The organism is Natronolimnobius baerhuensis (genome assembly GCF_002177135.1).
Lineage (GTDB): Archaea > Halobacteriota > Halobacteria > Halobacteriales > Natrialbaceae > Natronolimnobius > Natronolimnobius baerhuensis.
Genome location: NZ_MWPH01000002.1, coordinates 809,808 through 830,146, shown reverse-complemented (window position 1 = coordinate 830,146; position 20,339 = coordinate 809,808). Strand labels below are relative to the sequence as shown.

The 20,339-nt window shown below is 61.6% G+C and carries 19 protein-coding genes; 10 read left to right on the top strand and 9 right to left on the bottom strand.

Annotated elements, in window-relative coordinates:
- Positions 1-4: 4 nt before the first annotated feature.
- Entirely contained in the window at positions 5-967 is a 963-nt protein-coding gene (locus tag B2G88_RS10340; RefSeq protein ID WP_087714717.1) for a substrate-binding domain-containing protein, read from the bottom strand.
- A 214-nt stretch (positions 968-1,181) separates the two neighbouring features.
- On the opposite strand from B2G88_RS10340, the gene B2G88_RS19565 reads away from it, so the two are divergent.
- A complete protein-coding gene (locus B2G88_RS19565) occupies positions 1,182-1,349 on the top strand; it encodes a hypothetical protein (protein ID WP_176393215.1) in 168 nt (55 codons plus the stop codon).
- Between the two features lie 13 nt (positions 1,350-1,362).
- Here B2G88_RS19565 and B2G88_RS10335 read toward each other — a convergent pair whose 3' ends face one another.
- Positions 1,363-1,671, bottom strand: coding sequence for an amphi-Trp domain-containing protein (locus B2G88_RS10335; RefSeq protein ID WP_054864209.1), 309 nt, complete (start codon positions 1,669-1,671; stop codon positions 1,363-1,365).
- Positions 1,672-1,786: 115 nt separating this feature from the next.
- On the opposite strand from B2G88_RS10335, the gene B2G88_RS10330 reads away from it, so the two are divergent.
- Entirely contained in the window at positions 1,787-2,419 is a 633-nt protein-coding gene (locus tag B2G88_RS10330; protein WP_054864210.1) for a GNAT family N-acetyltransferase, read from the top strand.
- Positions 2,420-2,714: 295 nt separating this feature from the next.
- Positions 2,715-3,692: a flap endonuclease-1 gene (gene fen, locus B2G88_RS10325; RefSeq protein ID WP_087714716.1), complete on the top strand. Its 978-nt coding sequence runs from the start codon at positions 2,715-2,717 to the stop codon at positions 3,690-3,692.
- A 308-nt stretch (positions 3,693-4,000) separates the two neighbouring features.
- Here the strand turns inward: fen and B2G88_RS10320 are convergent, their stop codons facing one another.
- Positions 4,001-5,200 (bottom strand): NAD(P)/FAD-dependent oxidoreductase, encoded by a 1,200-nt coding sequence (locus tag B2G88_RS10320; RefSeq protein ID WP_087714715.1) that lies wholly within the window; start codon positions 5,198-5,200, stop codon positions 4,001-4,003.
- Positions 5,201-5,397: 197 nt separating this feature from the next.
- On the opposite strand from B2G88_RS10320, the gene nrdR reads away from it, so the two are divergent.
- The 3 genes from nrdR to B2G88_RS10305 are packed head-to-tail and all read left to right on the top strand — an operon-like array spanning position 5,398 to position 9,366.
- A complete protein-coding gene (gene nrdR, locus B2G88_RS10315; protein ID WP_087714714.1) occupies positions 5,398-5,928 on the top strand; it encodes a transcriptional regulator NrdR in 531 nt (176 codons plus the stop codon).
- Positions 5,897-8,338, top strand: a complete 2,442-nt coding sequence (locus tag B2G88_RS10310; RefSeq protein ID WP_087714713.1) for a ribonucleoside-diphosphate reductase subunit alpha — start codon at positions 5,897-5,899, stop codon at positions 8,336-8,338. The genes nrdR and B2G88_RS10310 overlap by 32 nt, the downstream gene beginning before the upstream one ends.
- A 35-nt stretch (positions 8,339-8,373) precedes the next feature.
- Positions 8,374-9,366: a ribonucleotide-diphosphate reductase subunit beta gene (locus B2G88_RS10305; protein ID WP_087714712.1), complete on the top strand. Its 993-nt coding sequence runs from the start codon at positions 8,374-8,376 to the stop codon at positions 9,364-9,366.
- Between the two features lie 26 nt (positions 9,367-9,392).
- Here the strand turns inward: B2G88_RS10305 and mvaD are convergent, their stop codons facing one another.
- Positions 9,393-10,379: a phosphomevalonate decarboxylase MvaD gene (gene mvaD, locus B2G88_RS10300; RefSeq protein WP_054863768.1), complete on the bottom strand. Its 987-nt coding sequence runs from the start codon at positions 10,377-10,379 to the stop codon at positions 9,393-9,395.
- Positions 10,380-10,512: 133 nt separating this feature from the next.
- On the opposite strand from mvaD, the gene nth reads away from it, so the two are divergent.
- Positions 10,513-11,196, top strand: a complete 684-nt coding sequence (gene nth / locus B2G88_RS10295; protein WP_054863767.1) for an endonuclease III — start codon at positions 10,513-10,515, stop codon at positions 11,194-11,196.
- 79 nt (positions 11,197-11,275) lie between these two features.
- Complete coding sequence (locus tag B2G88_RS10290) at positions 11,276-11,530, top strand: hypothetical protein (protein ID WP_054863766.1); 255 nt, start codon at positions 11,276-11,278, stop codon at positions 11,528-11,530.
- 89 nt (positions 11,531-11,619) lie between these two features.
- Here the strand turns inward: B2G88_RS10290 and B2G88_RS10285 are convergent, their stop codons facing one another.
- Positions 11,620-12,426, bottom strand: a complete 807-nt coding sequence (locus tag B2G88_RS10285; protein ID WP_087714711.1) for an NAD(+)/NADH kinase — start codon at positions 12,424-12,426, stop codon at positions 11,620-11,622.
- Between the two features lie 135 nt (positions 12,427-12,561).
- On the opposite strand from B2G88_RS10285, the gene B2G88_RS10280 reads away from it, so the two are divergent.
- Positions 12,562-13,626 carry a polyprenyl synthetase family protein gene (locus tag B2G88_RS10280; RefSeq protein ID WP_054863771.1) on the top strand — a complete coding sequence of 355 codons (1,065 nt, stop codon included), beginning with the start codon at positions 12,562-12,564 and terminating at the stop codon, positions 13,624-13,626.
- 9 nt (positions 13,627-13,635) lie between these two features.
- Positions 13,636-13,938 (top strand): hypothetical protein, encoded by a 303-nt coding sequence (locus tag B2G88_RS10275; RefSeq protein WP_054863765.1) that lies wholly within the window; start codon positions 13,636-13,638, stop codon positions 13,936-13,938.
- A 15-nt stretch (positions 13,939-13,953) separates the two neighbouring features.
- Here the strand turns inward: B2G88_RS10275 and acs are convergent, their stop codons facing one another.
- From acs to B2G88_RS10255, 4 genes are all read right to left on the bottom strand, one after another.
- On the bottom strand, positions 13,954-15,942 hold the full coding sequence (acs, locus tag B2G88_RS10270) for an acetate--CoA ligase (RefSeq protein WP_087714710.1): 1,989 nt from the start codon (positions 15,940-15,942) through the stop codon (positions 13,954-13,956).
- A 94-nt stretch (positions 15,943-16,036) separates the two neighbouring features.
- Complete coding sequence (locus B2G88_RS10265) at positions 16,037-16,792, bottom strand: NAD(P)-binding oxidoreductase (RefSeq protein WP_054863764.1); 756 nt, start codon at positions 16,790-16,792, stop codon at positions 16,037-16,039.
- A 96-nt stretch (positions 16,793-16,888) separates the two neighbouring features.
- Complete coding sequence (locus tag B2G88_RS10260) at positions 16,889-17,698, bottom strand: CBS pair associated ParBc domain-containing protein (protein ID WP_054863763.1); 810 nt, start codon at positions 17,696-17,698, stop codon at positions 16,889-16,891.
- Positions 17,699-17,774: 76 nt separating this feature from the next.
- Entirely contained in the window at positions 17,775-20,252 is a 2,478-nt protein-coding gene (locus B2G88_RS10255; protein WP_087714709.1) for a PAS domain S-box protein, read from the bottom strand.
- Between the last annotated feature and the right edge of the window lie 87 nt (positions 20,253-20,339).

Sequence of the window (20,339 nt, the reverse complement as noted above, 5' to 3'; positions counted from 1 at the left end):
GGCGTTAGTCTCTGTGTGAGCCGCCCCACTCCTCGGGAACGTACTGCTGGAAGTTCGGGTCCTCGGAGAGTGCATCGGCGAAAAAGAGCCGTTCGCCGTTGGACGTGTACTCGTCGATGATGGCCTGTCCCTCGGGACTCGTCAGAAAGCCGATGTAGGCCATCGCGAGGTCGTACGCGACGTGGTCGTGAACGGCCGGGTTGACCGCGACGAGGCCGTAGGGATTTACGAGTTCCTCGGGCCCGTCCTCGACCGGGCCTTCGACGTGGATCTCGAGGTCGAGTTCGGACCGCATATCGAGGAACGTGGCGCGGTCGGCCAGCGTGTAGCCGCCCTGCAGGTTCGTCTGGCTGAGAATTTCGCCCATGCCGCCGCCGCCGTCGACGTACCACTCGCCGAACTCCTCGACGGTCAGTCCCGCCTGCTCCCAGAGGTCGCGCTCTTTCGTGTGCGTGCCGGAGTTGTCGCCACGGGAGACGAACGTCGATTCCGTCTCGGCGAGTGCAGACAGTGCGGCCTCAGTGTCGTCCGCGCCAGCGATATCGGCCGGGTCGTCCGACTCGCCGACGATCACGAAATCGTTGAACATGAGATCACGGCGATTGACGCCGTAGCCGTCCTCCATGAACTCGTCTTCGAGGTCGCGCGCGTGGACCATCACCACGTCCGAATCGCCGTTGCGGGCGTGCTCGAGAGCGGCCCCGGTTCCCTCGGAGACGGTTAACACGGCCACGCCGTAGCGCTCCTCGAAGGCGGCGTTGAGTTCGTCGAGCAGCCCCGTATCGTAGGTGCTGGTCGTCGTCGTCAGCGTGAGTTCCTCGCCGACGATTGCCGGGCTATTCGCCCCGTCGCTCCCGCCGGCGTCGTCGCTGCCAGCACCGTCGTCATCGCCAGCAACGCATCCAGCGAGTCCGGCCGCAAGCCCGCCCGCGGTCGACGCGAGGACTCGGCGGCGTTGTATCGGCATAGATACTACGATAGCTGGCACGACAAAATAGCTTGGGGTGTCGGATAATGGGTTTCAGTTACGACGGCGGGTTTTCGAGTACCTGACGAACCGTCCATAACCAGATCTGGTTTCGGGAGCCGACACTGAAACCAACTGTGGCTACTCCCTCGAGAGAGACAGACTTGCGAGTCATGGGAGCGACACTACCGGCTCTGTGCTCATACGGCCCAGTATGAGCGACACCAGATACGACGAGGGCGAGGTCGTCGCCACGCCGGACGGCCGCGGCGTCGTCGCGGCGGTCCTGACCGACGGCCTCGGCGAGGGCCGCGCGAACGCCCACTGGTCGGCGATGAAAGACGAAATGGTGCGTACCGAGCGGTGGCGAAACCGATTCTGAGCGGGCGCTCGAGCTAGTCGTCCGCGTCGACGCTGTCGGGATCGAGCCACTCGAGTTCGATCTCCAGTTCGAGTTCGTCGCCGTCATCGGACGGTTCGCGCTCGAGTTCGACCTCGAACTCGAGTTCCTCGTCCGGGAGCGAGACGGTCACTGACTCGTCGTCATCGTAGACTGTGAGTTCGCCGCCAGCCTCGAGCGTCTCGGCGAGTTCGCGAAGCCACGTCGCCGCCTGCGCGGGCGAGCCGTCGAACTCTCGCTCGAGGAGTTCGATTTCGTCGTCGGGTTCTGTCTCATCGTCGGCGGTGTCGGAATCGTCGGACATCGCCACTGTCTACGACGAACTGGTGGAAAAAAGCCGACCCGGCACTCCACAGTGTGAAGATCGAAGCGGTGACACCGACCGCCGCGATTATGAGCGTCGACGGCCATCTGCGACCGTGGAGTACGACGTACTCGGCTGGCCACCCGACGGCCCAAAACTGCGACTCGACTACAGGCGTTTTAGCTACGCCGGCAAGTTCGTCATGACGAACACGGGGAAAGCCGTCGCTCGAGAGAAAGCGGCTGCGAGCGATTCGGAACACGACCAGCACACCGGCGAGGCGTACGCGGACGACGTCGTCGCCGCGGTCGCGTTCAACGAGGACCGGACCGACGACAACACGCTGTGGCTGCGGTATGTAACTGTCGCGCGTGATCGCCGTGGCGACGGAATCGGCCCCAAACTCTGCGGACTGGTCCGTGATCGCGCGATAGAGCGCGGCTACGACCGCCTCAAAATCGCGGTCAACAATCCCTTCGCCTACGAGGCGCTGTACCGAACCGGATTTACCTATACCGGCGAGACGACGGGCATCGCCGAACTGGTGCTCGCGTATCCGCCCGAGACGCTCGAGGGCGGCGAAAACGACCCACAGGAACGGTACCAAGCAGGGCTCGAGGAGTTCCGTGAGCGTGAGTTATCGGCGGAGGAAGTGGACTTTCTCGAATCGCGCCAGAACGCCCATCCACCGAAACCAATCTCGAGCGCATACGACGACCCACCTAGCGAGCGACGGAATTCCAACTGACGGCGCGCACGGTCGCGGCGAGCACGCGCGAGTCGCGAGCGGACTCGCGAGGGATGAGCGAGTGTCGTGACACGAGCGAATCGGCTGGGGAGGATGTGGATTCCATTGTGTCCACGGGTTGTGGCTTAGAGTTGTACTGGTGAACGCTCGAGTCGCCGTTAAAACACTGTCTCACAACTCCGAGTCGCGTCTGAATCACTCGAGCGCAACGCGAACTCGAGTGAGCCCTGTACACTGACCGATCCAACCGCGACAAAGCCAATCATAAAATCCCAGCCCTCCCAAGAAGTTTGTAATGGGAAACGCAGCACTTCGCGATATCGCCGTCATCGAAGACGTCCCCTTCGCCGATATCGAGGGCGTCGTCGCCGTCGACGCGCACAACTGGCTCTATCGCTACCTGACAACCACTGTCAAATGGACCTCGAGCGAGAAGTACACCACCGCCGATGGCACCGAGGTCGCAAACCTCATCGGCATCGTCCAGGGATTGCCGAAGTTCTTCGAAAACGACGTGACGCCCGTGATGGTCTTCGACGGCGGCCCCTCCGAACTCAAGGCAGATGAGATCGAATCCCGCCGGGAACAACGTCAAACGTACGAAGACCAACTCGAGGAGGCTCGCGAAGAAGGCGATCAGGTCGCCATCGCCCAACTCGAGTCGCGAACCCAGCGCCTGACGCCGACGATTCAGGAGACCAGCCGCGAACTGCTTCGCTTGCTCGACGTGCCAATCGTCGAAGCGCCCGCGGAAGGGGAAGCCCAAGCGGCCCACATCGTCCGCCGCGGCGACGCCGACTACGTCGGGTCGGAGGACTACGATGCCTTGCTCTTCGGTGCACCCCGAACCCTGCGCCAACTGACGAGCAAGGGCGATCCGGAACTGATGGATCTCGAGGCGACGCTCGCCCATCACGACCTCACGCTCGAGCAACTCATCGACGCCGCCATCCTGATCGGGACGGACTTCAACGAGGGCGTCAGGGGAATCGGCCCGAAGACGGCCATTACGGAGATCACGGAACACGGCGACCTCTGGAGCGTTCTCGAGGCCCGCGGCGACAGCGTGGAGTACGGTGACCGCGTCCGCCAGCTGTTTCGCGACCCGAACGTGACCGACGAGTACGAGTTCGACACGACGCTCGATCCAGACCTTGAAGCCGCCCGCGAGTTCGTCACCGACGAGTGGGCCGTCGACGCTGGCGAAGTCGAACGCGGTTTCGAACGGATCGAGGAAAGCATCACGCAGGTCGGACTGGACCGCTGGACGTGAGTCAGGGTGAGACACAGGCCTTGCACTCGAGTGGCGAGACACCCCATCCCGATACACAGTAGTCCGCCCATACCGGAGAGTGTCTGGAACGTGGGGACAGAGGTGTCTCGAGGTCGAGTCGACAAGTGTGCTGTAAGCGCCGGATAGCAAAACCCGTTGGCGACGGAGTGGTAATACGGTCTGATGTCCCGATTTGCCGGTACAACCGCAGACGGTACATCGGACCGTCTCACTGCCCCGCTGGATCACCCACGTCACCCATCGATTTTCACCCTCAAATTCATTCCACCCACCTCGCAGCGACGCCGTCAGCGCTCGCTCCACTCTCGAACGCGATCCGCGATAAACTCGCGATACGCTCGGCCAGTCGCGTTCTCGAGGCCGCCAATCGCGGAGAGATAGCCCAGTCCGACGGTCGTTTTCAACGCCTTCGCCGTCCGGCCTGTGACGACCGCGGGGCCGAGTTGTGCAACCGCATCGTCGCCGACGCTGACCAACCAGCCGGGCGAGTCGAACGCAAACGACTCGGGCGGGTCTGTCTGCTCCTCGCCATCGTCAGTCACGTGTTCCTCACTGTCGGTCGCAGTCGCCTCCTCGAGTTCGTCTCTCACAACGCGCGCAATCGCTGTCGCAGCCGTTCGCGCCTCGCGGACCGCCGCCTGCGCGCTCGCCGGCACCGGCTCGTCGTCGGCGTCCGTCACGGCGGCCGCATCGCCGAGGGCGAACGTCCGGTCGTCGAGTCGAAGGTCGCTCTCGACTGCGGGTCGCTCGCCCGCGAGCGCGTCCGAGCCGCGGATGCCGCCCGTCCAGACGAACTGTGCTGCCGGAAGGCGCTCGCCCGACTCGAGGACGACTGATTCGGCATCGGCCCGGAGCACGGCAGCCCCCGTTCGAACGTCGATTCCCTGGTCCTCGAGCGCATCCCGAACGGCCCGCTGGAAGTTGTCGGGAAACGCCGGCGCGACGGACTCGAGGGCCTCGAGCAGCGTGATCGTCACGTCTGCGCGCTCCTCGCGGGCGAGTGCGGCCAGTTCACCCGCGGTCTGGACGCCGGAGAGCCCGGCACCGCCAATAACGATGTGGCCGTCCGGCTGGGTGAACACCTCGAGTGCGCGCTGGCGAATCGCCATTGCATCCGCGAGCGATTTGAGCGGGGTGGCGTGTTCGCGGACGCCCTCGAGTCCGTAGTAGGCCGTCTGTGCGCCCAGACAGATCGCGGCCACGTCATATGAGAGTGTGCCACTTGAGAGCGAGACCGTCCGGGCTTCGCGGTCAATTTCGTCGACGTGGGAGACGCGAACCGTGGCGCGCTCGAGGACCGAGGGCAGCGAGACGGTGATCGCGGAAGCGAGTTCCGGCCGGCGAACCACGCGATGGAGTTCGTGCTGGACGAGGTGGTCGGGTTCGTCGTTGACCAGCGTGAGTTCGGCCGTGTCGGGGAGTGTCTCCTCGAGCAAGCGCGTCAGCGTCAGGCCCGCATAGCCCGCGCCGAGGACGACGACGTGCATATTTGACATAGGGACTCGAGCAGTATAGCGGTTCATGTCGCTGAAACGAATAGTCTCTATCAGCCAGCTAATCAAGCTCACTTGTTCTATTACAATTTTATTGGTAACGCTTAAGGAGTGACACCGCACAGTTGGGGGTGAACAGCATCACCCCGATATATGGGGTTGAACGCCTGTGGGCACGAACAGAGACATCTATGGACTGTCCAGATTGCAGCCACGACCGGACACGCGTCGTCGATACGGGCACGACCGACTCGATGACCGTTCGACGCCGACGCGAGTGCCAACGCTGTTCGTTCAGATTCACCACCTACGAGCGACCGGAGTGGGAAACCCTGCAGGTAAAGAAACGAGACGGACGCATCGAATCCTTCACCCAGTCTAAACTCCGGGCCGGCATCGAACGCGCAGTCGAAAAGCGCCCGGTCGACGACGACACCGTCACCGATCTTGTCGACCGAATCGAGACGCGCCTCCGAGACCGAGACACGCGGATCATCTCGGCGACGGCCATCGGCGATCTCACGTCACAGGAACTCCGATCCGTCGATAAAGTCGCCTACATCCGATTCGTCTCGGTCTACCGGGCCTTTTCCGACCCCGAGGAGTTCCTGCGCGAACTCGATGCCGTCCTCGAGGCCGAACACGACGATGCGTCCGGCAGCCAGGAGTCGGACACTACTCGACTAACACATGAGTCACACCGCACAGACGACGCTCAGTAACACGATTCGAACCGTACTGAATCGCGCACGCACCGACCACGAATCGACCCTCGACGACGACACCGTCGACGACCTCGTCACTGAAGCCGAACGCAGCCTCTACGAGGGCGCTGACGACGACGAAATCTACGAGGGAATCCTCCACGTCCTGACCGCCCGCATCGAACGCTACCCCGAATACAAACAGGTCGCCGCCAACGTCTTCCGCCAACAGTACTACCGCGAAGTCATCGGTGAGGACCTCGAGGGCTTCGACCTCGACCGCGCCTATCGCGACACCTTCCGCGAGAACATCGCCCGCGGCGTCGACCTCGGACTCCTCGATGACCGAATGGGCGACCTGTTCGACCTCGAGGAGCTTGCATCCTATCTCGAACCTGAGCGCGACGAGCACTTCGAATACATGGCGCTCGATACGCTGTATCAGCGCTACTTCCTCAAGACGGCCGACGGCGAGCGACTGGAACTCCCACAGGCCATGTGGATGCGCGTCGCGATGGGGCTTGCACTCGAGGAAGACGACCCACAGGCACGCACGAAGGAGTTCTACGACGTCCTCTCCCGCCTCGAGTTTACGCCGTCCTCGCCGACGCTCTTTCACAGCGGCACGGCCCACGCCCAGCTTTCCTCGTGTTATCTGACGACGATTCCGGACGATCTCGAGGGCATTTTCGACGCCTATCAGTCCCACGCCCAGCTCTCGAAGTGGAGCGGCGGCCTCGGCAACGACTGGACGAACGTCCGCGCGTCGGGCTCGCTCATCAGTTCGACCGGCGTCGAATCGACCGGCACGGTGCCGTTCCTTCGAATTTCGAACGATGTCACCGCGGCGATCAACCGCTCGGGCAAGCGCCGCGGGGCCGCCTGTGGCTACCTCGAGTGCTGGCACCTCGATTTCCCGTCGTTTATCGATCTGAAGCGAAACACAGGCGACGAGCGCCGCCGCACGCCGGATATGAACACGGCCGCCTGGATTCCGGACCTATTCATGAAGCGGGTTCGCGAGGGCGGCGAGTGGACGCTGTTCTCGCCCGACGAGGTGCCCGAACTCCACGAAACCTACGGCGCGGCGTTCGCCGAGACCTACCGCGAGTACGAGCAACTGGCCGACGAGGGCGAGTTGCGCCAGTACGAACGCGTCGATGCCCAAGATCTCTGGCGCAAGACGCTCACCCGCCTGTTCGAAACCGGCCACCCCTGGGTCACATTCAAAGACCCGTGTAACGTCCGCTCGCCACAGGACCACGAAGGCGTCGTCCACTCCTCAAATCTCTGTACCGAGATCACGCTCAACACGAGCCAGGACGAACACGCCGTCTGTAACTTAGGCAGCGTCAACCTCGAGACACATATCGACGATGGCCGCCTCGAGCGCGAGTACCTCGCCGACACCATCGAGACGGCGATGCGGATGCTCGACAACGTCATCGACCTCTGTTTCTACCCAACCGAGGAAGCCGCCGCGTCGAACGAACGCCACCGCCCGATAGGACTCGGCGTCCTCGGCTTCCACGAGGCGCTCATGGCCACGGACACGCCGATGGCAAGCGAGGACGCCCTCGAGCGTGCGAACCGCTGGCAGGAGTTCGTCTCCTATCACGCCCTGCTCAACTCCTCGAGACTCGCGAAAGAGCGCGGCGCGTACCCCTCCTACGAGGGCTCGAAGTGGGATCGCGGCCTGCTCCCACAGGACACCGTCGACGTCCTCGAGGAGGAACGCGGCCTCGAGATTCCGACCGACCGAGAGGAAACTCTCGACTGGTACGTTGTCCGCGAGCACATCGAGGAACACGGCATGCGCAATTCGAATACGATGGCGATTGCGCCGACGGCGACGATTTCGACGATCAACGGGACGACGCCCTCTATCGAGCCCCAGTACTCGAATCTCTACGTCAAATCGAACATGAGCGGCGACTTTACCGTGATCAACGACCGCCTCGTCGAAGACCTGCGCGAGCGCGACCGCTGGGACGACGAGATGGTCGACCGCATCAAGTTCCACGACGGCTCGATTCAGGAGATCGACGCCATCCCAGATGATGTTCAGGAACTGTACCGCTCTGCGTTCGAGATCGACCCGCGTCACCAGTTGCACCTGACCGCCGTTCGCCAGACGTGGATCGACCAGTCGATCTCGCACAACGTCTTCTTCCCCAGCACCGACGGCTCGCTGCTCGACGACATCTACCAGACGGCCTGGGAACTCGGCCTCAAAACCACCTACTACCTCCGGACGCTCGGGGCCTCCCAGATCGAGAAATCTACCCTCGACCTTGACGAGTACGGGAAAACGCAGCACCGCTCGAGCGAGGACGAGGTGGAGACGGACGACGCAGTCAAGACTGACGGCGGCGACGACAGCGAACTCTGTCGCGTCGAAGATCCGACCTGCGACGCCTGCCAGTAGCATCACCTGCACACAAACACGCTCTAATCACAGCTATGCCAGTCATCAACAACGACGACCAGCACGACCCGAACAAGATCCTCCCAATCGACTACGACTGGGCACGCGAGTACTACGAAGCCGGCGTTGCGAACAATTGGGTGCCCGAGGAGATTCCGATGCAAGACGACGTTCGCCAGTGGGAAGGCGACGCGCTCACCGCCGACGAGCGCCGCCTCGTCGAGTGGAACCTCGGCTTTTTCTCGACGGCCGAATCCCTGACCGCGAACAACATCGTCCTTGCACTCTACGAGTACGTCACCGCTCCCGAATGCCGACAGTACCTCCTGCGGCAAGCCTACGAGGAGGCGATTCACACAGATACGTTCATCTACTGCTGTGACTCGCTCGGCTTCGACCCCGACTACATGTACGGCATGTACGACCGCATCCCCTCAATCGAAGCGAAAGACGACTACGTCGTCGACCTCACCCGCGTCATCACTGAACCAGACTTTACACTCGAGACCGAGGCAGATCTCCGCGAGTTCCTGCGCGACGTGATCGGCTTCTACGTCATCATGGAGGGCATCTTCTTCTATGCCGGCTTCGCCATGATGCTCGGGCTGAAACGCCAGAACAAGATGGTCGGCATCGGCCAGCAGTTCGAGTACATCCTGCGCGATGAATCGCTCCACGTGGGCTTCGGTGTCGACCTCGTTGAGCAGATCCGCACCGAAAACCCCGACGTCTGGACCGACGAGTTCGGCGAAGACATGGTCGACCTCATCACCGAGGCTGTCGAACTCGAGAAGCGCTACGCCACCGAAGCCTGCCCGGACGAGATGCTCGGGATGGGACCAGCGCAGTTCGCAGAGTACGTCGAACACATCGCGGATCGACGACTCGAGCAACTCGACTTGCCCACACAGTACGAGACGGAGAATCCGTTCCCGTGGATGTCCGAGCAGGTCGACCTGAACAAAGAGAAGAACTTCTTCGAGACACAGGTCACGGAGTACCAGAGCGGCGGATCGCTGGACTGGTAACGAGCAGAAAAACGACCGACTGTCGATTAGAACAGGTGGTCGTCTTCGTCCTCGAGCAGGCGTGCGGGGCCGCCGACGTCCCAGATCGTCGTCGAGACGCCACAGTCCGAAATCTCTTCTTCGACGCGCTCGGCGTGTTCCTCGGTGGTGTTGACGTAGACGCTCGCGCCGGTGTCCGTCGAGAAGTAGACCGGAATGTCCTCTTCTTCGCGCAGTTCGCGCACGCGATTGAAGATGGCAAGCGTCGCTGGCTGCCAGTAGACCCAGCCTTCGGGGCCGGTCATCGTTGTCGCGGCGAGCGAGAGCGAGTCGTGTTCGGCGAGTTCGAACACCGAATCAAATTCGTCGTTCCGAAGCGCATCGCGCATCTTCGCGATCTGGCCGTGGATGTGGGCGTTTCGCGCCTGGAACATGTGGCTGTCGGCGGCCTCGTCGTGGGCATCCTCGGTCTCTTTGTGGTACGGCACGAGCCCGACGATGATCTTCATGTCTTCGTGGAGATTACTCGGCACTCGCCGGGAAACGCAGTCGTCGTCGTTCATCCCCGTATGCAACTGCGAGAACGCACCCGTGACGGAACGGGCCGCAGACGCCGAGCCGACGCGCGCAATCGTCGAAATCTCCTGTTTCGAGGCATCGAGTTCCGCTGCCTCCGCGAGCGCCATCGCCGCGGCCGCAAAGCCCGACGACGACGAGCCAAGCCCGACGTTCGTCGGGAAACTGTTCTCGCTCTCGAGACGCACCGGATACACCGTGTGGGCGGCGTCGGATTTCGAGCGCGCTTTCTCGACGACGGCCTCGACCCGTTCGGCCGCGCGGCCCTCGAGTTCCTCGCCGTCGACGACGAAGGTGTCCTCGTCGTAGTCCATCGAGAACTCGACGGTCGTCCGCGTGTGACTCGGTGCCGTACAGACACTGATGCTGTCGTGGTATGGCAGTCGTTCGATATCGTCGCGCATCCCGTGGTATTTTACGAGACCCTGAATCGGGTGGGCCATCGCCGTCGCTTTCATACCGTGACACGGGTGTGATGATTGTATAAAGCTCACGGCATCTGTTCAGTAACGCGATACTGTACAGCATCTTGACACAAAGAAGAGAGCGTGAATCCGAACGCTGAAACGCCGACCATCCAATGATCCACCTATGGGAACCCCACGCGAGACGCGCGAGGAACAAGCCGAAACGGTCATTGACCGCCTCGAAGAGGCCTATCCCGACTCGACAATTTCGCTTCGCTATTCGAATCGCCTCGAGTTGCTGATCGCGGTGATCCTCTCGGCACAGTGTACCGACGAACGGGTGAACAAAGAGACGGAACACCTCTTCGAGAAGTACGACGGCGCGGAGGACTACGCGAACGCACCGCAGGAGGAACTCGCTGAGGACCTGAGTTCGATCACGTACTACAACAGCAAAGCGGAGTACATCCGCACCTCCTGTGAGTTGATTCTCGAGGAGCACGACGGGGAGGTCCCCGACACGATGGACGAACTGACGGAACTGTCGGGCGTCGGCCGGAAGACGGCCAACGTGGTGCTTCAGCACGGCCACGACGTCGTCGAGGGAATCGTCGTTGACACGCACGTCCAACGCCTCTCGCGTCGACTCGGCCTCACCGAGGAACAGTATCCAGAACAGATCGAACAGGATCTGATGACAATCGTTCCTGAAGGCTACTGGCAGCAGTTTACGCACCTCTGTATCGACCACGGCCGGGCAACCTGCAGCGCGCAAAATCCCGACTGTAGTGATTGCGTGCTCGCCGATATCTGTCCCTCCGAGAAAGGCGATTCGGAGATCGACCTCGCATCCGGCGACGCCTGGTAAAAGCGGTGATACTCGAGTGCCGACCCTCGCAAGCCCAACCCCTTTTGAGCGATCACTGGTACCTCCAGATGGGATCACTATGTCTAACAACACTGATGAGACTGGCAAGGACGAACACGGGCGAGACGTCGAACTCGAGCACGAGAAAACCGACAAGGACGACGACGAGGACGACAACGAGGAACTCACCGAGGAGGAACAAGAAGCACGCGAAGAGCACCAGGAAGAACAGCGCCGACAGGATATCGAACACAAATCCGACGAGCGCGAGAACGACGCCCTCGAGAATACGAACCCGAACCACCACCGGGACGAAGAGCCGTATAACAGCTAACGCCAGAACGTCGGCTGGTCCGTGCGGTGGCCTGTCGTCACGCTGCGCCCATCGCTTTTTGTCAATCGGTTCGAGAGGCACCCACTCACTTATGCGTCCGACTCGAGGGCGTCCTCCGGAACGGCAAGCGTCGAGAGCGCGTCCGTCGCAGAAACGGTAACAGCCCCATCGACAGCAATCGTCGTGCATTCTTGCTCGTCGGCGACGACCTGAATCGGCCCCTCGTCGCGTTCGACGGTAAGCCGGACGCCGTCGTCGGGGAGCACCCACCGACTGGTTTTGGTAACGAAGGGAGCAATCGGTGTCACAGCGACGGCGTCGATAGCCGCAGACAGCTGTGGAGCCTCGAGTGTGCTGGCGTAGCCGTGGCTGCCGGCAGGTGTCGAGACGACGACGCCGTCGGCGCGAAATGAGGCGACGGTATCGCCCCGGCTTCGGACAGCGAACTCCGAGATGCGTGCGGGTTCATCAGTCACGAGCGTCACGTCGAACAGTGCCTGTTCGATTCCGAGAGCGGTCCCATCTCCGTCAACGATTTCAGCCGAAAGCACGGGGTGAGTGACTTCGCGTGCGCCACCGTCAAAAACGACTGGAAGCACGGCGGGGACGTACTCGCGAGCGACGGTTTCGATGCCGGAGACGTCGCCAACTGGCAGGACGGGGCGGGAAAGCGGAGAACGTGCAACCGCCGACAGCGCGCCCTCGCCCTCGGCGATCAGCAGGTCGAGGTCGGCATCCTGCAGGGTCTCGAGGTTCCCACGGATACACTCGAGTCCCTGCGGACAGTCGGTACCGGAAACGAGGGTTGCAACCGCGCTGGCGTGGTCGCTCTCGGGTGCGTCGCAATCGACGACACCGACGGCGAACTCGTCGCGCCCACTCCACGCGGCATCCATAGCCGGTCTTTCACACGGCCCGCTCAAAAGCATACGGTTGTGCGCCGATGCGCACTGGCGACTCGCCGAACATGGCAGGCAAGAATCGACACGACAAACTGAATCTTTTTTACCCCGGTCGCTCTCGGAGGATGTATGCGGGAGACGCTTGCCGAATGGCGGCCGGCCGTCGACGAGGCGATTGCAGACCTCGTCCCACGGGAGATCGACGACGAACACCTCGAGACGTTCTTCGGCGAGCCAACGTACGAGTACGACTCAGCAGGGATACAGCGGGCGCTTTCTGACCCGCTCTGGGAACTGCTCGACCGGGGCGGGAAACGCTGGCGTGCCGTGCTCTTTTTGGTCTTCGTCGAGGGCTTCGGCGAAGATCCCGAAGAGTACCTGCACTACGCCTGTATCCCCGAGGTTTTGCACAACGGAACGATCATCGTCGACGACGTCGAAGACGAGGCGACCAAACGCCGGGGCGAACCAGCATTGCATCACATCTACGATCAGGACGTTGCCTTAAACGCCGGCAACGCGATGTACTTCCTGCCGCTCAAGTTGCTCACCCAGACGCAAGCCGACCTCCCCGCCGAGCAACGCCTCGCCGCCTACGAGATGCTCATGGACGAACTCAACCGCACCCACCTCGGCCAGGGGATGGACATCTACTGGCACAACGAACACGAGGTCGACATTACGACCGACCAGTACCTCGAGATGTGTGCGTGCAAAACCGGCTGTCTCGGCCGGATCGTCGCCCGACTCGCAGCTATCCTGACGGATCAGCCTGCCGATGTCGAGCAGGCACTGGCCACCTACGCCGAACTGACCGCCGTCGCGTTCCAGATCGGCGACGACATCTTAGACGTCGAAAACTCACTTGGCCGCGCCGGCGACTTCGGCAAGGAGTTCGGCAACGACGTTCGCGAGGGCAAAAAGACGCTGCTGGTCATCCACGCGCTGTCCGAAAGCAACCCTGAAACTGCAGACCGGCTTCGGGACATCCTGTCGGCCGACACCAACACCGAGGACGACATTCTCGAGGCACTGGCGATTCTCGAGGAGACTGACAGCGTCGAGTACGCCCGCGAGCGCGCCCTCGATATCGCCGCGACTGCGTGTGCAGAACTCGATACCCTTCCACTTGATGACGAGACGGATCGCAAACTTCGGGAGTTTACCGAGTTCGTGATCGACCGCGACGTCTGAGACAGTCCAATGACTCCCGGAACGTCCACAACGACCGACTCCGATCCCACCTCGAGCGACCAGCGTCGACTGCTTGGGTACGGTCTCGCTGCAATCATCGCCGTCACTGCACTGAGTGCGGGCGCTGGCTACGCGGTGCAGGCGTGGACCGGCCTCGAGGAAACAACGATTCTCGCGATGCCGGTCGCGATCTCACCAGGGTCGTTCGCGCTCTATGGCGCGGTCGTCAGCGCGACCTTTCTTGTCACGCTCGCGCTCGTCTTTTATACCGTCTCAATGCTCGAGCGTTCGGACGAGTTCGAACTCGAGTAAGCCCAAGACGCGAGGTTACTCGTCGTCGACGTGGCCTGCGATTTCGTCGACGACCTCGGGATTGCGAAGCGTCGACGTGTCGCCCAGATCGTTGCCGCTTGCGATATCCTCGAGGAGGCGGCGCATAATCTTACCCGAGCGGGTTTTGGGTAGTTCGGGCGTGAAGACCACGCTCTCGGGGCGAGCAATCGGGCCGATGCCGTCTTCGACTGATTCGACGATTCGCTCGCGCATGGACTCGGTTGCCTCTTGGCCGTCCTCTAAGATGACGTAGGTGTAGACGGCTTCGCCTTTGACGTCGTGGTCGCCGCCGACGACGGCGGCTTCGGCGACGCCGGAGACGCCGACGACGGCCGATTCGATCTCCATGGTTCCGAGGCGGTGCCCGGAGACGTTGATCACGTCGTCGACGCGGCCCAAGATCGTAATGTAGCCGTCGTCGTCGATCTTCGCACCGTCTTCGGGGAAGTAGACCCACTCGTCGCTATCGGGGTCGGAGTACTCCTGCCAGTACTCCTCGAGGAATCGGTCGTCATTGTTGTACAGCGTTCGGAGCATGCCCGGCCACGGCTTATTGACTGTGACGTAGCCCGCTTTGCCGGCCTCGACTTCCTGGCCTGCTGCGTCGACGACCTGTGCGTCGATGCCCGGTAGCGGCGGCCCTGCAGTGCCGGGTTTCATCGTGGTGAGCGCCGGCAGCGTCGTGATCATCATGCCGCCGGTTTCGGTCTGCCACCAGGTGTCGACGATGGGGCACTCCTCGTTGCCGATGTGCGTGTAGTACCACTTCCATGCGCGCGGATTGATTGGCTCGCCGACGGTGCCAAGGAGGCGCAGCGAGGACAGGTCGTGTTCGGCGGGGAACTGCTCGCCCCACTTCATGAACGAGCGGATTGCGGTTGGAGCGGTGTAGAAGATATCGACGCGATTGCGCTCGATGATCTCCCAGAGACGGTCGCGCTCGGGGTAATCCGGCGTGCCCTCGTACATCATCGTCGTTGTTCCCAGCGCGAGCGGCCCGTAGACGATGTAGGAATGGCCAGTGATCCAGCCGATATCGGCCGCACACCAGTAGGTGTCTTCGGGTTTGATGTCGAGAACAGCGTGGCTCGTCCAGGCCGCATAGGAGAGGTACCCGCCCGTGGTGTGTTTGACGCCTTTCGGCTCGCCTGTCGTCCCCGACGTGTACATCAGGAACAGCATGTCTTCTGCGTCACGAGAGACTGGCTCAACAGATGCGCCCGCGTGCTCCTCGACGAGGTCGCCGTAGTCGTGGGCGTTACTGCCGAGGAAGTGCGTGAGTTCGTCGCCAAGCCGGTCGACGACAACGCTCGTCACGTCGTGGTCGACCCCACGCAGACCCTTGTCTGCCTTTTCTTTGTGGTTCAGGGCATCGCCGCGGCGATAGTAGCCGTCGCAGGTAACGAGATACTCACTCTCGGCGGCGTTCATCCGCGTCGCGAGTGCATCCGCGGAGAAGCCCGCAAAGACGACGCTGTGTGGCGCGCCAATTCGCGCACACGCGAGCATCGCAATCGGCAACTCGGGGATCATCGGCATGTACAGCGTCACAACGTCGTCTTCTTCGACGCCAAGGTCCCGAAGACTTGCTGCGAAGGCTTCGACTTCGTTCAGTAACTCGCCGTAGGTGTACGTGCGCGTCTCGCCCAGTTCACCCTCCCACTGGATCGCCGCACGATTTTTCGCGCCATCCTCGACGTGACGATCCAAACAGTTCGCGGACGCATTCAACTCTCCGCCCGTAAACCACTCGTAGAACGGCTCGTCGTCATCCTCGAGGACGGTGTCATACTCACTGTCCCACGACAGCAGGTCGGCTGCCTGTTCCCAGCACTCGGGCCACTCCTCTTCGAACGTCTCGTAGATTTCCTCGTCCCTGACGTTCGCCTGTTCGACGAACGACTCGGGCGGATCGAACGCGTCCTGTTCCTCGAGTCGTGCCTCGAGTTCTCCGTCGGCGTCACTGTCGGGGTCGTCACTCATAACAACTGAAATTATCGACCATTATCGGGATAAACGTTCCCCCGAGAAATTGGAATCGCCTCGAGTACGGCGATTTTCGGACGGGGATGTCGAGTTAGGTGCGTGGGTGCTCGAGGTCGACGTCGACTTTGTCGAATGCCCAGTCGATATCGGCGAGGTTGCGCGGCGTTTCCGAGAGGCCAGCACGGCTGACGGCCTCGAGTGTGCGATTGTGTGCGGCGGGGGTAAACGGCGCAGCGGCCATGATCCGTGCGACGTCGGCCCGTGGGATCGATCCGGCGACGGAGTCGCCGCCCTCGCCGACGACGAGGTCGCCCCGCGGGGGTGCGTCGGTGAGTGTGCCCGGCCGGACGATTGTATACGACAGGCCGGATCGCCGGAGCGCGCTCTCAGCATCCTGTTTCGCTCGCAGTGAGCCCCGGATGAGGAGGCGGGCCGGAAGCGAAAGGCCGCGTTTCGAGCTGCCGACGCCGATTGCGCTCTCGAAGACGAAATGCGAGACGTCGGATGCCAGCGCAGCCGTCACGAGGTTGATGACACCGGTTCGGTCGACCAGTTTGCTGCCGGTAACGTGTCGATAGCTTGGCGGCGTCCCAACTGTACAGTAGACGATATCGCAGTCCTCGACAGCAGTCACGGCATCGCGCGGTTCGAAAAAGTCAGCGACGACCACCTCGTCTGCGCCGTGGCGCTCGAGGGTTTCGACGGTCGCATACGAGCGGGTGGTCCCGCGGACAGTCAGGTCGGTCGGTCGCAAGACAGAGAGGAGTTCGATGCCCGTTCGGCCGCTTGCGCCCGCGAGAAGGACGCGTTTCGACTCCGCAGATGGTCCAGCGCCAGTTTCAGTCATCGAACCGGCTACTTCATCGCGACGGATAACTGTACAGCCAGCACTCTCGGATGCTGGATACGCACCGCCAGACTGCCAGTCGTGGCGGTCTCGAGATTACTCCGGTGATTGCAGTCGCTTCGTCGTCTGGACGAGCGGATGCCGTGCGTAATCGACAACGTCGATATCTGCAATCGACTCGAGACCTTCCTTTTTCGCCGTTCTGGCCATTCCAAGGTCGACCGGCGAGTCGATGACGATCACGTAGGCGTCCATCTCGTCGATTTTGAGGCGATCCGCTGCGAGGACGCGATGGTGGCCATCTGCCAACAGCAACGAGCCAGCGTTGTCGATGACGACGAGCGGTTCGGCCAGTCCACGCTCGAGTTCGTACTGTCTCCCTTCGAGTTCGTCGGCGTAGACGCGCCCCTGTGTCGGCGTCAGTTCAGGCAGTGGCACCGTCCGACGGGACTGCTCGAGTGAAATATCGTGAATCTGCTCGAGCGTGCGCATGAGTTTGCCCACCTTTTCGGGCGTGGCGCGTTCGATCTGGCTGCGGATCACGTCGGCGTTCGAGATGATGCCGACGAGGTTGCCCGCGTCGTCGACGACAGGGAGTTTCTGGATGCCAGACCGGAGAATAACACGTGCTGCTTCGGTCACTTTCATCTCGGGATGGGCAACGAGTAAATCGGTCGTCATCACCCTGAAAATCGGGTCGTTGTCGTCGGCTAACAGGAGATCGCGGGCGCTGACAAAGCCCTCGACGCGGCGGCGCTCACAGACTGGAAAGCCGCTGTGTTTGTCACTCTCGGCGATTCTGGCCGCGACGTCGCCGACGGTCGCATCGGGCGAGACCGTCACCACGTCGCGCGTCATGTACTCTTCTACTCGTGGTTTTCGCCCATCTGATACGACCTCTTCCATACACACCCTAACAGGCCCGGGCGCAAAAGTACTGGTATCGGAGCCACAGACAGTTAGTGGCGACTATCGAGTGAATTCACGGAGTGTCATCGCGTGCAGCGGGGAGCGTAAACGAGAACGTCGACCCCTCGCCCGGTTCGGACTCGACCCAGATATCGCCGCCGACAGACTCGCTTCGCGAGCCTGCCGAGCTCGAGTTCGCTTCGCTCGCTCGACCGCCGTGACGCTCGACAATGCGCTTACAGAGCGCGAGGCCGATCCCCGTCCCCGAGTGTTCGTCTTGGGCGTGTAGGCTCTGGAATAGTTCGAAGACACGGTCTCTGTTATCTGGGTCGATGCCGATTCCATTGTCGGAGACCGAGACGAGTACCTCGGATCCGTTCTGCACACCCGAAATCGCTACCCGTGGCTGGCCGTCGTCGCTGTACTCGATTGCGTTCGACAGCAGGTTCTGGAATACCTGACGCAACTGCCCTGGATCGCCTTCAACACGAGGGAGCGACTCGGCCGTGATTGTGGCATCGCTCTCGTCGATTTTCATCTCGAGGTCCCGGCGAACATCCGCGAGAACGGCGTCCAGATCGACCGGCTCGAAGGGATCACCATGCGTTTCGACCCGCGAATACACGAGCAGTCCTTCGATCATGTTGCGCATCCGGTCGGCACCGTCGATGGCAAACTCGAGGAATTCCTCGCCGTCCTCGTCAAACTCGTCCGCGTAGCGGCGCTCGATCAACTTGAGATAGCTCGTCACCATCCGCAACGGCTCTTGTAAGTCATGTGAGGCGGCGTAGGCGAACTGTTCGAGGCGCTTGTTGGATTCTGCAAGTTGTCGCTCGAAGCGCTTGCGCTCGGTGATATCAGCCAGTGCACCGGGGAACGTGACTGGATTTCCGTCGTCGTCACATTCGACGTGACCGCGCGCGACGACCCACCGAAGTTCGCCGTCAGCGTCCCACACCCGGTACTCTGCTTCGTACTCCTCGCCAGAGTCGATGGCGTCCTCGATCTGCTGTCTGACTCGCTCGCGGTCCTCATCGTGGATAGCCGAGATGAACTCCTCCAGTGAGACTCCCTCGGCAGCCGCGTCGGGATCGATTCCGAACTTCGTGGCGAACGACGCACTCGTGACCATTCGATCATCGGGAATATGCCACTCCCAGGTTCCAACAGCGCCGGCTTCGGCCGCCGCCTCCAGTCGCTCTTTGGCATCCTCGAGATAGCGCTCGCGTTCGACCCGCTCGGTGACGTCGTTCGCCGCACCCAACCATCCAGTGAGTTCGCCATCGGAATCCACGAGCGGTGTGGCACGCAAGACGATCCAGGCGACGGTGCCGTCTTCACGAACGACTCGGTGTTCTAGCTCGAGGCTGCGTTTCGTGCGAATGGCTTCGTCAATGACATCTTGAACCTGTGGCTGGTCTTCGGGTGGAACGTACTGTTCAACCCATGACGGCTCTTGCTCGTCGGTGTCAGCGAGGAAATCCGACCCCTCCAAACTGTGCATCTCGCTCCAATCCGCGTTCGTACTGAATACCACGTCAGACGTGGTGGTAACCAGTGCGCGAAAGCGTTCTTCGCTCTGGCGCAGTTGTTCGTACGCCTCTTGCTTTGCCTCTTGGAGCAACTCCTGGCCACGCAGTACGATGTCAGATGCGAGCCGCGAATCCGCCGTGTCTGGATCCTGTAGCAGTTCCTGCTCGCCCTCCGCCTGGAGCTCTTGGACGATTGGAGTGATGTCCTCAACGCTGTGTACGATATAATCGAGTTCACCAGTCGTATCAAACACCGGCGAATTGATCGGAGTCCACCACCGCTCCTCGAACTCGTTGCTTCCGGACTCGCGGTCAGGGATCGGATAGTGCGTCACCGACATGGTGTCCGCTTCCCCAGTCTCTGCGACCCTATCGAGAGACTCGCGCAGGTTTCCAGTACCCTCGGCCGGATCGTCGGGGTTGTTCGGGAAGATTTCGAACAGGGTCTTCCCTATCATCTCCGCTCGCTCGGTCATCGTCGCGTCCAGATACGCATCGCTTACGGCGACGATTTCGTAGTCGTCAGGTTGGACGATGAGATAGTTGCCGGGCACGTTCTCGAACAGTCGACGAAAGGTCGCTTCAGTGGCGTCCGTTTTCGCCTGTTCGCGGTCATCAACTTCGCGAACGAGTCCGACTGTTTCCTGTGTGGTCTCACCCGTCTCGAGTACGTTCACCCGAACGTCACAACGAATCCGTTCCCCCTCGGCGGTCTCGATGGTGACCTCAAGGACCGTGCTGTCGGCGGCGGCGGTCGCTCGCAGACGGTCGATTTCCTGGCTGATCGTCGCACTGTTGTCTCCGAAAAGCACGGATACGTGCTCTCCGAGCAGTTCCGTACGTGTGTACCCGGTTGTCTCGAGGAGGGTGTCGTTGACCGAGACGAGGCAATTCTCAGCGTCGAGTCGATACATGCCGTCGTCAATCGTATTGATGAGGCTGCGATAGTGCTTGCGGGCCTCGATATCGTCCGTCTCTCCCCAGAAGGACCGTTCAGAAGCCCCGTCCCGTTCACACATATACACGTTGAAGCCTTCTGCCCGGATAAGTACCGTGCTTAGACACTTTCTGTCGTGATCAAAGAGATGAAATTGAGCAACCGATAG

Excerpts from the sequence above, each read along its gene's own strand:
- nth (WP_054863767.1), top strand. The coding sequence starts at position 10,513 with ATGGGAACCCCACGCGAGACGCGCGAGGAACAAGCCGAAACGGTCATT.
- B2G88_RS19565 (WP_176393215.1), top strand. The coding sequence starts at position 1,182 with ATGAGCGACACCAGATACGACGAGGGCGAGGTCGTCGCCACGCCGGAC.
- B2G88_RS10280 (WP_054863771.1), top strand. The coding sequence starts at position 12,562 with ATGCGGGAGACGCTTGCCGAATGGCGGCCGGCCGTCGACGAGGCGATT.
- B2G88_RS10310 (WP_087714713.1), top strand. The coding sequence starts at position 5,897 with ATGAGTCACACCGCACAGACGACGCTCAGTAACACGATTCGAACCGTA.
- B2G88_RS10305 (WP_087714712.1), top strand. The coding sequence starts at position 8,374 with ATGCCAGTCATCAACAACGACGACCAGCACGACCCGAACAAGATCCTC.
- B2G88_RS10275 (WP_054863765.1), top strand. The coding sequence starts at position 13,636 with ATGACTCCCGGAACGTCCACAACGACCGACTCCGATCCCACCTCGAGC.
- fen (WP_087714716.1), top strand. The coding sequence starts at position 2,715 with ATGGGAAACGCAGCACTTCGCGATATCGCCGTCATCGAAGACGTCCCC.
- B2G88_RS10320 (WP_087714715.1), bottom strand. The coding sequence starts at position 5,200 with ATGCACGTCGTCGTCCTCGGCGCGGGCTATGCGGGCCTGACGCTGACG.
- nrdR (WP_087714714.1), top strand. The coding sequence starts at position 5,398 with ATGGACTGTCCAGATTGCAGCCACGACCGGACACGCGTCGTCGATACG.
- B2G88_RS10335 (WP_054864209.1), bottom strand. The coding sequence starts at position 1,671 with ATGTCCGACGATTCCGACACCGCCGACGATGAGACAGAACCCGACGAC.
- B2G88_RS10290 (WP_054863766.1), top strand. The coding sequence starts at position 11,276 with ATGTCTAACAACACTGATGAGACTGGCAAGGACGAACACGGGCGAGAC.
- B2G88_RS10340 (WP_087714717.1), bottom strand. The coding sequence starts at position 967 with ATGCCGATACAACGCCGCCGAGTCCTCGCGTCGACCGCGGGCGGGCTT.
- B2G88_RS10285 (WP_087714711.1), bottom strand. The coding sequence starts at position 12,426 with ATGGATGCCGCGTGGAGTGGGCGCGACGAGTTCGCCGTCGGTGTCGTC.
- B2G88_RS10265 (WP_054863764.1), bottom strand. The coding sequence starts at position 16,792 with ATGACTGAAACTGGCGCTGGACCATCTGCGGAGTCGAAACGCGTCCTT.
- acs (WP_087714710.1), bottom strand. The coding sequence starts at position 15,942 with ATGAGTGACGACCCCGACAGTGACGCCGACGGAGAACTCGAGGCACGA.
- B2G88_RS10255 (WP_087714709.1), bottom strand. The coding sequence starts at position 20,252 with ATGTGTGAACGGGACGGGGCTTCTGAACGGTCCTTCTGGGGAGAGACG.
- mvaD (WP_054863768.1), bottom strand. The coding sequence starts at position 10,379 with ATGAAAGCGACGGCGATGGCCCACCCGATTCAGGGTCTCGTAAAATAC.
- B2G88_RS10260 (WP_054863763.1), bottom strand. The coding sequence starts at position 17,698 with ATGGAAGAGGTCGTATCAGATGGGCGAAAACCACGAGTAGAAGAGTAC.